Genomic DNA, 15,069 nt, shown 5'->3' with positions numbered 1-15,069 from the left:
GCCTCCCGGGATCAGAGCTTGCCAAGCCGCTCGACCAGCGACGGAGCGGGATTGATGCGCACGGTGGGCACCACCGACATGCCCGGGCCGAGCGCGACGTCGGTCGGCGGGTCGTCCATCACGATCTTGACCGGCACGCGCTGCACGATCTTGACGTAGTTGCCGGTGGCGTTCTGCGCCGGTAGCAGCGAGAACGCGGTGCCGGAGCCGGGCTGTACGCTCTCGACATGGCCGTTGATGGTGCGGCCGGGATAGGCGTCGATCTTCAGCGTCACCTTCTCGCCGGGGCGCATCTTGTCGAGCTGGATTTCCTTGAAGTTCGCAGTGACCCAGGTCTGGTCGGGCACGAACATCGTGAGGTTGGTGCCGGCCTGCGCGAACTGGCCGACCGCGGCCGACAGGTTGACGACGCGGCCGGGCTGCGCGGCGGTGACCATCGTATAGGACAGGTTGAGCTTGGCCTGGTCGCGCTGCGCGTCGGCCTGCGCCAGATTGGCGAGCGCGCTCTTGCGCTGCGCCATCAACGATTCCACCTGGCGCTGCGCCAGGTTCAGCTGCGCCTGCGCGCTCAGGACAGCGGACTGCTGCTGATGCAGTTGCGAGGTGTACTGCTCGGAATTCTGCACCGTGCCGTAGCCGGTCTGCTCGAGATGCTGGTAGCGCGTCGCCTGCTGCTGGGCGAAGGTCAGCGCCGCCTGCGCCTGGTCGACCTGGGCCTGACTGGCCGCGATCTGCGCCTGCTGCACGTCGAGCTGCGCATCGACATTCTCGATGCTGGCCTGCGCGGCGGCGACCTGCGCCTCAGCCTGCGCCAGGGCGACGCGATAGTCGCGGTCATCGAGACGGGCGATCACGTCGCCGGCTGCGACATGCTGGTTGTCGGTGACCGGAACCGCGGTGATGTAGCCGGACACTTTCGGGGCCAGCGCCGACTGCCGCGCCGCGATGAAGGCGTCGTCGGTGGATTCGAAATGCCCGGTGTAGTCCATGTAGAGATAGCCGCCGCCGAGCGTGGCGGCGAGCAGCACGGCACCGATCGCGGAGACCACCGGACGGCGGCGCAGCAGGCCGCGCCGCAGCACCGGGCCGGTGGCCTCCGGCGGAACCGTTGCCGGTGGGGCGGGGTCCTTGGCCGCGGGACGCCCCTCGGCGGGCGCCTTTGCGGTGACCTCCGGCCGCTCCGACGTGATGATGGGCTCGTGAGAGGCCGGAGCCGAGGGCGCGCCCTCGGTGGCCTCGTGCCCCGGCTGGTCGCGCTCCAGAACTGTGTCTTCGAACATGATGGCTGCTCTTGGCTGGTGAGCGAGGTCGGCACGGCCTTCGCAAAAGGGAACGATACCGTTCCGTTCTGTGCGGCAAATAGTCTCGATTGCAGAGTGCGTCAATAGGAACGGAACCGTACCGTTCTATTTACAACTAGATGTGATAGGCTTATATTGCCCGACATTGCCGGCTTGGCCGGCTCATGGAACCCGGGTCAAGGCGATGACCACCAGCACTCTGAAGATGCCGCGGGGGCCCAAAACCAGACTGGCAACCAAACTGGCAACAAGACCGGCGGCGGGCCCGGTCGAGGTACGCGCCGGCCGACCGCCGAAGGAATTGGCCGGCGAGGTCGATGCGCGCATCCTCGATGCTGCGCGCGGGGTGTTCCTGCAGCGCGGGTTCGAAGGCGCGAGCATCGACGAGATCGCCGAAGTCGCGCGCTCCGGCAAGCGCACGATCTACGCGCGCTTCCGCGACAAGCGGGCGCTGTTCACCGAGGTGGTGACGCGGGACATCCTGTCGCGCATTGCCGAGTTCAAGGCCGATCCGCCGGTTGGCGTGACCATCGAGGAGCGTCTCACCAGCGTCGCCTCGACCTTGCTGCATTGGGGGTTCGACGCCGACCGGATCGGCCTGATGCGGCTCGCCATTGCGGAGGCGCACCGCTTCCCGGACCTCGCCGCCACCGTTAACCGCCGGGCGCGTGCACTCAGCACCGAGCTCGGGATTCACCTGCTGCACGAGCTAACGCAATCCGACGAGCTCGGCAAGCTGCCGGCCTTCGCGCCGGAGCACCTGCCGACCACGGCGCGCCTGTTCCTCGACATCATCGCGGTGCCGATGCTGCTCCGGGCGCTGTTCGAGGTGGACCTGAAAGCGCTCGGCCCCGAGATCGATGAGCATGTCGCGCACGGCGTCGCGTTCTTCGTCGCGGCGTGCAGATCCGGATACCGGCCTGGGACCAATTGATCCGCGCGATCCGAGACAAATCCGCTCGTTGGGTTGCGAGCAAGGATCGTTGCAACTTCGCCACACGGCGCACAAAAGAATCAAATTCGAATGAGACAAGCTGTCGCAAGCCTCCCGTTCGTGCCACAACCTTAAGTAAGGCGGTTTCGCCGAGTGCAAGGAATGGGAATGGGAATGCGTGGTTTTGCAATTGTCGGGGCTGGCCTGATTTCATTTGTGGGGTTTGCAAGCGCGGTATCGGCGGCTGACCTGTCGGAGCGCAGCTGGACCAAGGCTCCGCCCTTGGTGGCTCCCGCGTTCAACTGGTCCGGCTTCTATGCCGGCGTGAATGTGGGCGGTGGCTGGTATGATGGCGGGAATATCACGACGAGGAGCAATGTCGCTTCGATCGTCCCGCCGGCCAACATCATCCGCGTTCCCCTTTCGAGCAGCAACCAGGCGGGTGTGACCGCGGGTGGATTGGTCGGGTACAATTCCCAGATCGACAGGGTCGTCCTCGGCGTCGAAGCCGATTTCAACTATGTCGACCTGAAGTCTACCCGGAACGGCAGCGCCATCGTCGCTCTCCCGGGTGGCGTGACGGGAAGCTTCAATCCTCAATACACCAGCAAGGTCGATTGGTTCGGCACCGTGCGGGGGCGCATCGGCTTTGTGCCCACTGAGCGCCTGCTGATCTATGCGACAGGCGGCCTCGCCTACGGCGAGGTGAAGACCAATATCGCCAATTCGTCGGCGTTCTCCACGGGCCTGTCGCGGCTTTGGCTTGGCAACAACTCCGACGTCCGCGTCGGTTGGACCGCCGGCGGCGGCGCCGAATATGCCTTCACCAACAACTGGACGCTGCGCGGCGAATATCTCTACGTCGATCTCGGCTCGAGCGGCACCACGGCGACGTTCCAGGGCACCGATCCGTTGCAGAGCCAGATCCGCTACAACGCCAGCCGCGAGAACAGATTCAGCGTGGCTCGCGCTGCGCTGAGTTACAAGTTCTGACACCGGCTTGAACAAATCACCGTCCCGTCATGCCCGGCATCCAGCCGCGCCTGCCGGACGTGGTTCGCCCGCGCTTTGCGCCGCTCTCCGAGGCAACTTCAGCCCGGCGCCCGCTCCACGGCGTGGCGCAGCCAGACCATGCCGCCTTCCAGCGTCTCGCAATGCGTCAGCCGCAGCGATTGTCCGGCGCCGGGACGATCGCCTTCGGGGCCGCGATAGTCGACGATGCTTTGCGATCCCGCAACGCCGTCGACCGCCGGAAAGATCAAGGTGCTGAATTCGTCGATCAGCCCGTGCTTGAGAAATGCGCCGTTGATCCCGCCGCCGCCCTCGAGCAACAGCCTCCCGGCGCCGAACAGCGAGGCCAGCTGCGCCATCGCGCCCGGCAGATCGTCGCCCTTGGGGCCGGCAAAGATGTAGGACGCGCCGTCCTCGCGCAGCTCGGCGAGATGGCTGTCGGAGACCTGTTCGCCGAGCACCGCAACGGCATGATCGCCGCCGACATTGTCCTTGCCGAAATGCACGCGGCCCGACGGATCGATGCCGATCGCAAGCTTGCGGCCGTCGCGGTTGGCAAGATGCGGCTCGCGCGGCAGCCTCGGTGGATTGGCGATGTGCCGCGCCGTGCCCTTGGCCATCTCGTTCATGGTGACGCGGCCGATGATCCACCCGTCGGCATCGAAGCCGTCATGGATTCGTTCATAGTGGGAGCGCAGCACTTCGGCGGGAATGCCGCTAGCTGCCTTGGTGAAGCGGCTGGGGTGAAGCCGGCCGTCGATCGACGTGCCCATGTGGCAGATGATGTGAGGTCGCATCGGCTGAACTCTTCGGTGGCGAATGACGGCGCCGCGGGGGCGGGTGGGCACGCCCTGATTTAGAAAGCCGCAGGCATGTTCTCAACGCCGGTAACGCAGCGGTGTTTCAACTTCGGCGGCGCGCTTGCTCTCACCTGGGTTCGGCCTGCACGGGATCACGCCGTGATCCGCTTCAGTTCACTTCCAGCTTGAAACCTGCGCGCCGTCGTCTAGAGTCTCTCTGACGGGGAAAGGCAGACTCCCCGTGAGACCTTTGGTCCAAGCTCTGCGCGACAATCCGTCGTGGAGCTTGCTATGGACATCCAACCGCAATCAATTCGTCGTTCCAAGGTCGCCATCCTGTGGCGTGGAGATGCCGCGTCGCGCCGCGAGGCGACGCCAGAGAACAGTCGTTTCGTTCGCGTCTTCGAAGCGCTCGCTGCTTCCGGCATCGAGGCCAATCCCGTCGTCTATGACGAGACATTCGCCGATCTCGTCCGCGACCAGCTGCTGACCATGGACGGCGTTCTGGTCTGGGTCGATCCGATCCATCAGGGCAAGACGCGCGCGGCGCTCGATCTGCTGCTGCGCGAGGTCGCGGCGAAGCGTCCGTGGGTCAGCGCCCATCCCGATGTCATCCTCAAGATGGGCGTCAAGGAGGTGCTCCACCGCACGCGGCATCTGGGCTGGGGCGCCGACACGCATCGCTACGCCACCGCCGATTCTTTCAGCGCCGAATTCCCGCCGCGGCTTCGCGCAGCCGGCCCGCGTGTCCTCAAACAGAATCGCGGAAATGGCGGGCAGGGCGTCTGGAAGGTGGAGGCCCTGCCCGATGCGACGGTGCGTGTGCTGCACGCGCTGCGCGGCAGCCAGCCCGAGGAGATGCCGCTGGAAGATTTCATGGCGCGCTGCGAGCCGTATTTCGGCTGGGGCGGCTGCATCATCGATCAGCCATTCCAGCCGCGGCTGCCCGAGGGCATGATCCGTTGCTATGTCAGCGGCGCGAAGGTCGCAGGGTTCGGGCATCAGCTGATCAAGGCCTTGATCCCGCCGCCCCCGGAAGGCCCGGATTCCCCGCAAGCCCAGCCCGGCCCGCGCATCATGCACGGCCCGGATGCGCCGCAATTCCAGGCGCTGCGCCGTTCGATGGAGGACGAATGGATTCCGCAGCTGATGAAGACGCTGGCGATCGACGACGCGTCGTTGCCGGTGATCTGGGATGCGGACTTCCTCTACGGCCCGCGCGATGCGGATGGCGCCGACACCTACGTGCTGTGTGAGATCAACGCCAGTTCATGCTTTGCGATCCCCGACGAGGCGCCGGCGGCGATCGCGCGGACGGTCCGGGATCGCATTGCCCGGAGCGCGGAGAGCGGTGGATAGAGCAGGCGCCGCACGCTCACTTCGCCCGCATTGCCTCCGGCGTATCGGGCTGCGCGGAGGGATGCGCCTTGGCGAACGCCGGCAGCGCCATCGCTGTCTCGTGGATCCGCTTCACGGTCGGCCAGGGCGACAGGCTGATCTGCTGGTTGATCGCCGCCGTGACGTGGCCGACCAGGCAGATGTCGGCGATGGTCGGCGCGTCGCCGTGACAGAACAGGCCGGTCGCCTTGCGGCCGGCGAGATGACCTTCGAGCGCCGCCAGCGTCTCGACCGTCCAGTGCCGCCGCCAGGCGTTCTGCTGGCTGTCGCGCAGGTCGAGCTCGCGGTCGAGATAGCGGCGCACCCGTGGCGTGATCAGCGGATGGCCCTCGCAGGCGACCATCAGCGCCAGTCCACGCACCCGGGCGCGGCCGAGCGCATCGGCCGGCAGCAGCGGCGGGTCGGGATAGGTCTCGTCGAGATAGTCGATGATCGCGAGCGACTGGAACAGCACGGTGCCGTCGTCGATCACCAGCGCCGGCAGCGCCATTTGCGGATTGATCTTGCGATAGGCGTCAGCGCGATGCGCGTCCGCATCGAGATCGACGAATACGATTTCGGCCGGCACGCCCTTGAGGTTGAGCGCGATCCGCACCCGGAAGCTCGCCAGCGATCGCCAGAAGGAGAAGAACTGCATGGAGTGCACTCCTCATTCTTCCCCTCTCCCCTTGTGGGAAAGGGTGGGGGCGATGCGACAGCATCGCGGACGGGTGAGGGGTCTGTGTCCGCGGATAGAGACCCTCATCCGTCTCGGACTGCGTCCGCGACACCCTCTCCCACAAGGGGAGAAGGGAAGGAAGAGCTAGCCCGCGCCCACCTTCTTCTTGCGCCAGGCAAGGTGCACGGCGCAGGTGCAGCCCTGCGGATGCGAGGCCAGTTCCTCGTCGTTGGCGGGCGTCGCGGCCGGCGCGATCGCCTGGCCTTTGGCGCCGTCCTGCGAGGGGATGTAGTTCAAGACCGGCGCGAGCCAGCGTTCGACCTCGGCGACCGTCATGGCCTTGCGCGCCGCATAGTCCTCGACCTGGTCGCGCTCGATCTTGCCGACGCCGAAATAGAAGCTCTCGGGATGCGAGAAATACAGCCCCGAGACCGACGATCCCGGCCACATCGCAAAGCTCTCGGTCAGCTTCACGCCGGCGGTGTTCTCGGCATCGAGCAGCGCGAACAGCGTCCGCTTCTCGGTGTGGTCGGGTTGCGCCGGATAGCCGGGTGCCGGACGGATGCCGTCATACTTCTCGAGGATCAGTTCGTCGGCGGAGAACGTCTCGCCGGGCGCGTAGGCCCAGAATTCCTTGCGCACGCGCTGGTGCATGCGCTCGGCAAAGGCCTCGGCCAGGCGATCGGCCAGTGCCTTGCACAGGATCGAGGAGTAGTCGTCATTGGCGTTCTTGAAGCGGTCCGCGACCGCGTCCTCGCCGATCCCCGCCGTGACGACGAAGCCGCCGATATAGTCAGGCACGCCGGTGTCCTTCGGCGCGACGAAGTCTGACAGCGCGGCGTTGAAGCGGCCCTCGCGCTTCTCGAGCTGCTGGCGCAGAGTATGGAAGGTCGCGATCTTTTGCTTCCGCGTCTCGTCGGCATAGACCTCGACGTCGTCGCCGACGGCGTTCGCCGGCCAGAAGCCGATGGTGGCGCGAGCGGTGAACCACTTCTCCGCGATGATCTTGTCGAGCATCTTGCGCGCGTCGGCATAGAGCGAGCGCGCGACCTCGCCGACCTTGGGGTCGTCGAGGATCGCCGGGAAGCGGCCGGTCAGCTCCCAGGTCTGGAAGAACGGCGTCCAGTCGATGTAGTCGGCAAGCTCGGCGAGATCGTAGGCGTCAAAACTCTTCAGCCCGAAGAACGCCGGCTTCTTCGGCGGCACTGCCGCAAAGTCGATCGCAACCTTGTTGGCGCGGGCGTCCGGCAGCTTCAGCCGCTTCTTGTCGGCTTGGGCGCGGAAATGCGCGGTCGAGATTTTCGCATATTCGGCGCGCACCTCGGCGGCATAGGCCTGCTTCTTCTCGGCCGACAGCAGCGAGGAGGCGACGCCGACGGCGCGGCTCGCGTCATTGACATGCACGACCGGGCCGCCCGGATAGTTCGGGTCGATCTTGACGGCGGTATGCACGCGGCTCGTGGTCGCGCCGCCGATCAAAAGCGGCACGTTCATGCCCTGGCGTTCCAGTTCGCCGGCAAGGAAGCTCATCTCGTCGAGCGAGGGCGTGATCAGGCCGGACAGGCCGATGATGTCGGCGCCCTCGGCCTTCGCGGTCTCGATGATCTTGCTCGCGGGCACCATCACGCCGAGATCGATGACCTCGAAATTGTTGCACTGGAGCACGATGCCGACGATGTTCTTGCCGATGTCGTGGACGTCGCCCTTCACGGTCGCGAGCACGATCTTGCCCGCGGCATTGCGGCCGCCGGTGATGCCGTTGGCGAGGTTGCGTGCCTTCTCCTCCTCCATGAACGGCATCAGATAGGCGACCGCCTGCTTCATCACGCGTGCCGACTTCACGACCTGCGGCAGGAACATCTTGCCGTCGCCGAACAGGTCGCCGACCACGTTCATGCCGGCCATCAGCGGGCCTTCGATGACGTCGAGCGGGCGCGACGCGTTCTGGCGGGCGGCTTCGGTGTCAGCCTCGATGAACTCGGTGATGCCGTGCACCAGCGCGTGGCTGAGCCGCTTCTCGACCGGCCATTCGCGCCAGGCGAGATCCTGCTCCTTGGTCTGCTTCTCCTTGCCGCGGAATTTCTCGGCTAGCGCCAGCAGCCGTTCCGACGCGCCGGGATCGCGGTTGAGGATGACGTCCTCGCAGGTCTGGCGCAGTTCGGGATCGATGTCGTCATAGACGATCATCTGGCCGGCATTGACGATGCCCATGTCCATGCCGGCATGGATGGCGTGATACAGGAACACCGAGTGCATCGCCTCGCGTACCGGCTCGTTGCCACGGAACGAGAACGACAAATTGGAGACGCCGCCGGAGATGTGGGCGCCGGGCAGATTCTGCCGGATCCAGCGCGTCGCCTCGATGAAGTCGACGCCGTAATTGTTGTGCTCCTCGAGGCCGGTCGCGATCGCGAAGATGTTCGGATCGAAGATGATGTCCTCGGGCGGGAAGTCGAGCCGGTTGACCAGGATGTCATAGGCGCGCTTGCAGATCTCGGTCTTGCGCGCGAACGTGTCGGCCTGGCCGGTCTCGTCGAACGCCATTACTACCACGGCGGCGCCGTGACGCTTGGCCACCGTCGCCTCGTGCAGGAACTTCTCCTCGCCTTCCTTCATCGAGATCGAGTTGACGATCGGCTTGCCCTGGATGCATTTCAGGCCGGCTTCGATGACGTGGAATTTCGAGGAGTCGACCATCACGGGCACCCGCGCGATGTCGGGCTCGGCGGCGACGAGGTTGAGGAACGTCACCATCGCATTCTCGGAATCGAGCAGGCCCTCGTCCATGTTGACGTCGATGACCTGGGCGCCGTTCTCGACCTGGTCGCGCGCGACCTGAAGCGCCGCGGTGTAGTCGCCGGCGGTGATCAGCTTGCGGAAGCGCGCCGAGCCGGTGACGTTGGTGCGCTCGCCGACGTTCACGAACGGGATCGCATCGGTCAGCGTGAACGGCTCGAGGCCGGACAATCTGAGGCGCGGCGCGATCTCGGGCACCACACGCGGCTTGTGCGGGGCGACGGCCCTGGCGATCGCCGCGATATGGTCGGGCGTGGTGCCGCAGCAGCCGCCGACGATGTTGACGAGGCCGGCGGCGGCGAATTCGCCGATCAGCCGCGCCATGTAGTCTGGCGTCTCGTCATACTGGCCGAATTCGTTGGGCAGGCCGGCGTTCGGATAGGCACACACCAGCGTGTCGGCGACGCGGCCGATATCGGCGATGTGCGCGCGCAGATCCTCGGCGCCGAGCGCGCAGTTGAAGCCGATCGTGATCGGCCGCGCGTGCCGCACCGAATGCCAGAACGCCTCCGGCAATTGTCCGGAGAGCAGGCGGCCGGACTTGTCGGTGATGGTGCCGGAAATCATCACGGGCACGTCGATGCCGCGCTCCTCGATGATCTCGGCGATCGCATACAGCGCCGCCTTGGCGTTCAGCGTGTCGAAGATGGTCTCGACCAGCAGCAGGTCGGCGCCGCCGTCGAGCAGGCCCTTGGCCTGTTCGCCGTAGGCCGTGCGCAGATCGTCGAAGGTGACAGCGCGATAGCCGGGATTGGAGACGTCGGGCGAGATCGAGGCGGTGCGGTTGGTCGGGCCGAGCGCGCCGGCGACGAAGCGCTCCTTGCCGTCTTCGGCCGACACCCGCTCGGCGGCGGCGCGCGCGAGGCGGGCGCCTTGCAGGTTCATCTCATAGGCGAGGTCCGACATGTCGTAGTCGGCCTGCGCGATCGAGGTCGAGGAGAAGGTGTTGGTCGCGACGATGTCGGCGCCGGCGCGCAAGTAAGCGGCGTGGATGTCCGTGATCGCGTCGGGCTGGGTCAGGATCAGGAGATCGTTGTTGCCCTTGATGTCACGGTGGAAATCCGCAAAGCGTTCGCCACGGAAGGCGGCTTCGTCGAACTGCAGGCCCTGGATCATCGTGCCCATGGCGCCGTCGAGCACCAGGATGCGCTCGCGGGCAGCCGCGAGCAAAGCGCTACGCTTGGGGGAAACCGGTACGGACATGATTCAGGCAGCTTTCTGGGCACCGTTCGGCCTGATGCCGAGCAGATGGCTGATCGCGAACACGAGGTCCGCGCGGTTCATGGTGTAGAAGTGGAAGGTGTCGACGCCGTGCTTGAACAGCTTCTGCACCTGGCCGGCGGCGACGGTGGCCGCCACCAGCTTGCGGGTCTCGGCGTCGTTGTCGAGGCCCTCGAACTTCTCGGCGAGCCAATCCGGCACGCTGGTGCCGGCCCGGGTGACGAAATTGCGGGCCTGCTTGAAATTGTGCATCGGCATGATGCCCGGCACCACCGGGATCTCGATGCCGCGCGCACGCACCCTGTCGACGTAGCGATGGTAGAGGTCGTTGTCGAAGAACACTTGGGTGATCGCGCGGGTCGCGCCGGCGTCGACCTTGGCCTTCAGCGTGTCGATGTCGGCATCGAAATCCTTCGCTTCCGGATGCTTCTCGGGATAGGCGGACACCGAGATCTCGATGTCGGCGTGGCGCCGCTTGATGCCGGCGACGAGCTCGGCCGAGCTCTGGTAGCCGTCGGGATGGGTGAAGTAGGGCGTGCCGATGCCGCCGGGCGGATCGCCGCGCAGCGCCACGATGTGGCGGACGCCGACCTCATGATAGCGATCGACGATCTCGTCGATCTCGCCGCGCGAGGCGCTGACGCAGGTCAGATGCGCGGCCGGCAGCAGATCGGTCTCGCGCAGGATGCGGCTGATGGTCGAATGGGTGCGCTCGCGGGTCGAACCGCCGGCGCCGTAGGTGACCGAGACGAAGTTCGGCGTCAGCGGCGCCAGCCGGTTGATGGTCTCCCAGAGATTGCGCTCCATCTCCTCGGTCTTCGGTGGGAAGAACTCGAAGGAGATTTTCGGCGCCTTCGGCGCGCGCTGGCCATTCGGCACGGAGGAAATGGTCTGGGTCATGATACGCAAGGGCTCCGCAACTGGAGGGCAGACATCCGGCCTGGATATGGAGCCCCAAGATAATCGAAACGGGTGGGCTGAGACAGCCCATCGTATATGGGAAATTGCCCATTATTTGCGGTGAAGCGAGAAAAATCGACTGCGGGGCACATATGGTGGGCGACGAGCTGACGGCCAAAACCGTTTCTTACTGCATTGATATATTTATATTAAATCATGCTCCGGCGATATACGTGCCACCAAAGTACAATGTGGGCCATGGGCTATATCAATGAGTCGTCTCGTTTCGTCCCAAAGCCTATGCAACCTCTTCCAGCTTTCCGCTGCGGGACTGCCCTGCGCGGCCGGGGTCTTTGTCGCCTCGTGACGTCACACTAGGCTGTCGGCCATGATCCCGCTTTCCGTCCTCGACCTGTCCGTCGTCACGACAGGCACCAAGCCCGCCGCCGCGCTCCGCAACAGCATCGATCTGGCGCGCCATGTCGATGGCCTCGGCTATGTCAGATACTGGCTCGCCGAGCACCACAACCTCGCCTCGGTCGCAAGCCCGGCGCCCGACCTGATGATCGGGCAGATCGCGGCGGTGACGCAGCATATCCGTGTCGGCTCAGGCGGCGTGATGCTGCCCAACCATGCGCCGCTCGTGGTCGCCGAGCGGTTCAAGATGCTGGAGGCGCTGTTTCCCGGACGCATCGATCTCGGCCTCGGCCGCGCGCCCGGCACCGACGGTGCCACCGCCTACGCGCTGCGCAGCCGGCTCGATCGCCGCGAGGGCGATGATTTCCTCGAGCGGCTGCATGAGCTGACCTTGTGGGAGACGCGCGATTTCCCGGCCGGCCATCCCTACCACAATGTGGTGGCGATGCCGGACGATTCGCCGCTGCCGCCGATCTGGCTGCTCGGCTCGAGCGATTATTCCGCCGAGCTCGCAGCCCAGGTCGGGATGGGCTTTGCGTTCGCGCACCATTTTGCCACCCACGACGCGATCGCGGCGATGACGAATTATCGGGCGCATTTCAAGCCGTCAGGCTGGCGCGCGACGCCGCAATCGATCCTGGCGGTCGCCGTCGTTGCCGCGGACACCGATGCGGAGGCCGAGCAGCTTGCGCTATCGATGGATCTCAACCGGCTGCGCCGCGACCGCGGCCAGTATCTGCCGCTGCCGAGCGTCGAGGAGGCGGAGGCCTATCCCTACACCGACGCCGAGCGGGCCTCGATCGCGCGCAATCGGGCGCGGCTGTTCGTCGGCAGCCCGGCAACCGTGATGGCCAAACTCGAGCCGCTGATCGCGGCGAGTCAGGCCGACGAGTTGATGGTGATCACCGCGGTCTACGATCACGCGGCGCGGAAGAAGTCCTACAGCCTGCTTGCCGAGGCGTTCGGGCTTGCGAAGAGGGTGGCCGCATCGTAGTCGTCGTCCCGGCGAAGGCCGGGACCCATACGCCGCGGCCCCATTTGTCGCGCAAACTGGTTGTCGCCTTGCTGCCTACGAACGTCGGTGGTTATGGGTCCCGGCCTTCGCCGGGACGACGCTGAAACGGATTGCGTTTGCGCGACTCAGTCCTGCGTCTCGCTGAACGTCGCGCGGAACGGGTTGCCTGGATAGACGCCGAGGATGCGGAATTCGCGCGAGAAGAATTTCAGTTCCTCGAGCGCAAAGGCGAGCCCGCGGTCGTCGGGATGGCCGTCGACGTCGGCATAGAATTGTGTGGCGAAGAAATTGCCGTCGACCATGTAGCTCTCGAGCTTGGTCATGTTGACGCCGTTGGTGGCAAAGCCGCCCAGCGCCTTGTAGAGCGCGGCCGGCAAATTGCGCACCCGGAACACAAAGCTCGTGACCAGCGGCCCGGAGCCTTGCGCTGCCCATTTGGCCTCGCGCGCCAGCACCACGAAGCGGGTGGTGTTGTGGGCCTCGTCCTCGATGTCCTCGGCGAGAATGTCGAGGCCATAGATCTCGGCGGCAAGGCGCGAGGCGATCGCGGCCACGGTCCTGTCGCCGCGTTCGGAGACGTCGCGGGCGCTGCCGGCGGTGTCGCCGGCGACGATCGGCTTGATGCCGAGCTTGCGGATGGTGCGCCGGCACTGGCCGAGCGCCTGGACGTGGCTCTCCACGCTCTTGATGTCGGCGAGCTTGACGCCTTTGAGCGCCATCAGCTGGTGGCGGATCGGCAGGAACCATTCGCCGACGATGAACAGGCCGGACGCGGGCAAGAGGTGATGGATATCGGCGACGCGGCCGGCGACCGAGTTCTCGATCGGGATCATGCCGAGATCGGCCTCGCCGGAGGAAATCGCGGCCAGCGCGTCCTCGAAGGTCGGGCAGGGCATCGGCTCGGCGTCGGGATAGGCCTCGGCGATCGCGATGTGGGAATTAGCGCCAGGCTCGCCCTGGAACGCGATTTTCAGCTTTTTGTTCATGCGGGGCTTTTTATCAGTGGCTCAGGCTTTTGCCAGTATTCTGCGGGCAGTTTCGAGGTCGGCCGGGGTGTCGACCCCACGTGGGACGGTGTCGACGATCGTGACGTCGATCCGCATCCCGGCCTCCAGCGCACGCAATTGCTCGAGCTTCTCCTGCTGCTCCAGCGGCGAGGGCGGCAGCGCCACGAACCGCTCCAGCGCGGCACGGCGGTAGGCGTAGAGGCCGATATGGTGGTAGCGCGGCCCGTCGCCATAAGGCGCGGTGGCGCGGGTGAAGTACAGCGCGCGCAACCGGTTGGCGCCGATCGGAGACCCGACCGCCTTGACGACGCTCGGGGCCTGATCCTCTTCTTCGCTATGGATCCGCGAAGCCAGCGTCGAGATATCGACGGCGGGGTCGGCCAGCGGCGGCATCACGCTGCGGATGGTGTCCGGAGTGATGGTCGGGAAATCGCCCTGCAGATTGACCACGATCTCGGCATTGCCGCCGGGGTCGAGGATCGTCATCGCTTCATGAATCCGGTCCGAGCCCGAGGGATGGCCGGAGCGGGTCATCACCACCTCACCGCCCGCGGCCTTCACCACGGCGGCGATCTCGGTCGTATCGGTGGCGACTGCGACCCGGCCGATCCCGGCCTCCTCGGCCCGCCGCAGCACGTGGACGATCATCGGCGCGCCCGCGATATCGAGCAGTGGCTTGCCGGGGAGGCGCGTGGCGGCCATGCGGGCCGGAATCAGCACCAAGGTACGGGATTGGGTCATTCGTGTCAGGGCCCGTCCGGGCTGCGGAAATTGCCGGGGAGGCGGTTGAATTCGGCGCGTTTATACGGGTTGCCAGAGCGCGGGCAAACCGATATCTCAACCCTGCCTGGGGGGAGGCACGAAAGGTCGATTCCCGGGTCTTTCCCCGCGGCCGTATTCCCGGCCTGAAGTCGACATTCAAGGCCCGGAGCCTGACCGAAAATGGACTCCTTCGAACTCAACAAAATCCTCGGTGCGGTTCTTGGCACCTGCATCGTCGTCCTGGTGATGAGCTTTACCGCCGGATCGGTGTTTTCTGCGAAGCAGCCGGAGAAGCCGGGTTTTGAGATCGCGGTGAAGGAAGAGTCCCATGGCGGTGGCGGCGAGGCCGCTGCGGCCGCCTCCGAGCCGATCGAGAAGCTGTTGCAGACCGCCTCCGCCGAGAAGGGCGCGGCGGCCGCCAAGAAGTGCCAGGCCTGCCATACCTTCGAAAAGGGTGGCCCCAACCGCGTCGGTCCGAACCTCTACGGTGTCGTCGGCGAGAAGAAGGGCGAGGGCCGCGGGTTCAATTTCTCGGCTGCGATGAAGGGCAAGGGCGGCGACTGGTCGTTCGACGACCTCAACAAGTTCCTGACCAACCCGAAGGCCTTCGTCCCGGGCACCGCGATGGGCTTCGCCGGCGTGCCGAAGGACAGCGAGCGCGCCGACATCATCGCCTATCTGAATTCGAACTCAGAGCACCCGGCTCCGATCCCGACCGCTTCGAAGTAGGGATTTGTCCTGCGATCATATGCAGATGGACGGCCAGGCAATGCCTGGCCGTTTTCGTATGGGAGAAACCGTTTGGCGGTCGCGGGCTTGTTATCGGGGCGTTTCGCCGCAGCGGAATTG

12 protein-coding genes are annotated in these 15,069 nt (G+C 65.7%); 5 read left to right on the top strand and 7 right to left on the bottom strand.

The window, feature by feature from the left end; genetic code table 11:
* Positions 1 to 11: 11 nt before the first annotated feature.
* On the bottom strand, positions 12 to 1,280 hold the full coding sequence (locus ACTUWL_RS12180; protein ID WP_021076876.1) for an HlyD family secretion protein: 1,269 nt from the start codon (positions 1,278 to 1,280) through the stop codon (positions 12 to 14).
* 205 nt (positions 1,281 to 1,485) lie between these two features.
* On the opposite strand from ACTUWL_RS12180, the gene ACTUWL_RS12175 reads away from it, so the two are divergent.
* Both ACTUWL_RS12175 and ACTUWL_RS12170 read left to right on the top strand, forming a co-directional pair.
* Positions 1,486 to 2,235 carry a TetR/AcrR family transcriptional regulator gene (locus ACTUWL_RS12175; protein ID WP_021076875.1) on the top strand — a complete coding sequence of 250 codons (750 nt, stop codon included), beginning with the start codon at positions 1,486 to 1,488 and terminating at the stop codon, positions 2,233 to 2,235.
* 174 nt (positions 2,236 to 2,409) lie between these two features.
* Complete coding sequence (locus ACTUWL_RS12170) at positions 2,410 to 3,228, top strand: outer membrane protein (RefSeq protein WP_035650055.1); 819 nt, start codon at positions 2,410 to 2,412, stop codon at positions 3,226 to 3,228.
* A gap of 98 nt (positions 3,229 to 3,326) precedes the next feature.
* Here the strand turns inward: ACTUWL_RS12170 and ACTUWL_RS12165 are convergent, their stop codons facing one another.
* On the bottom strand, positions 3,327 to 4,043 hold the full coding sequence (locus ACTUWL_RS12165; protein WP_021076873.1) for a dihydrofolate reductase family protein: 717 nt from the start codon (positions 4,041 to 4,043) through the stop codon (positions 3,327 to 3,329).
* A gap of 294 nt (positions 4,044 to 4,337) precedes the next feature.
* On the opposite strand from ACTUWL_RS12165, the gene ACTUWL_RS12160 reads away from it, so the two are divergent.
* On the top strand, positions 4,338 to 5,405 hold the full coding sequence (locus ACTUWL_RS12160; protein WP_021076872.1) for a Cj0069 family protein: 1,068 nt from the start codon (positions 4,338 to 4,340) through the stop codon (positions 5,403 to 5,405).
* 16 nt (positions 5,406 to 5,421) lie between these two features.
* On the opposite strand, the gene maiA is transcribed toward ACTUWL_RS12160, so the two are convergent.
* The 3 genes from maiA to metF all read right to left on the bottom strand — a co-directional run bounded on the left by maiA (position 5,422) and on the right by metF (position 11,019).
* Positions 5,422 to 6,081: a maleylacetoacetate isomerase gene (gene maiA, locus ACTUWL_RS12155; protein ID WP_021076871.1), complete on the bottom strand. Its 660-nt coding sequence runs from the start codon at positions 6,079 to 6,081 to the stop codon at positions 5,422 to 5,424.
* Positions 6,082 to 6,246: 165 nt separating this feature from the next.
* Positions 6,247 to 10,101 carry a methionine synthase gene (gene metH, locus ACTUWL_RS12150; protein ID WP_021076870.1) on the bottom strand — a complete coding sequence of 1,285 codons (3,855 nt, stop codon included), beginning with the start codon at positions 10,099 to 10,101 and terminating at the stop codon, positions 6,247 to 6,249.
* A gap of 3 nt (positions 10,102 to 10,104) precedes the next feature.
* Complete coding sequence (gene metF, locus ACTUWL_RS12145; protein WP_021076869.1) at positions 10,105 to 11,019, bottom strand: methylenetetrahydrofolate reductase [NAD(P)H]; 915 nt, start codon at positions 11,017 to 11,019, stop codon at positions 10,105 to 10,107.
* A gap of 388 nt (positions 11,020 to 11,407) precedes the next feature.
* On the opposite strand from metF, the gene ACTUWL_RS12140 reads away from it, so the two are divergent.
* Positions 11,408 to 12,430, top strand: coding sequence for an LLM class flavin-dependent oxidoreductase (locus ACTUWL_RS12140; RefSeq protein WP_021076868.1), 1,023 nt, complete (start codon positions 11,408 to 11,410; stop codon positions 12,428 to 12,430).
* 146 nt (positions 12,431 to 12,576) lie between these two features.
* On the opposite strand, the gene ACTUWL_RS12135 is transcribed toward ACTUWL_RS12140, so the two are convergent.
* Both ACTUWL_RS12135 and ACTUWL_RS12130 read right to left on the bottom strand, forming a co-directional pair.
* Positions 12,577 to 13,437 (bottom strand): prephenate dehydratase, encoded by an 861-nt coding sequence (locus ACTUWL_RS12135; RefSeq protein ID WP_021076867.1) that lies wholly within the window; start codon positions 13,435 to 13,437, stop codon positions 12,577 to 12,579.
* 21 nt (positions 13,438 to 13,458) lie between these two features.
* Positions 13,459 to 14,199 (bottom strand): 3-deoxy-manno-octulosonate cytidylyltransferase, encoded by a 741-nt coding sequence (locus ACTUWL_RS12130; RefSeq protein ID WP_021076866.1) that lies wholly within the window; start codon positions 14,197 to 14,199, stop codon positions 13,459 to 13,461.
* A gap of 201 nt (positions 14,200 to 14,400) precedes the next feature.
* Here ACTUWL_RS12130 and ACTUWL_RS12125 point away from each other — a divergent pair, with 201 nt between their 5' ends.
* A complete protein-coding gene (locus ACTUWL_RS12125) occupies positions 14,401 to 14,949 on the top strand; it encodes a c-type cytochrome (RefSeq protein WP_021076865.1) in 549 nt (182 codons plus the stop codon).
* The last annotated feature ends 120 nt before the right edge of the window (positions 14,950 to 15,069 follow it).

The sequence above is a fragment of the Bradyrhizobium sp. WCU1 genome (assembly GCF_053474805.1).
Note: the sequence above shows the minus strand (reverse complement) of the source record. Positions and strands in the feature narration are given on the sequence as shown.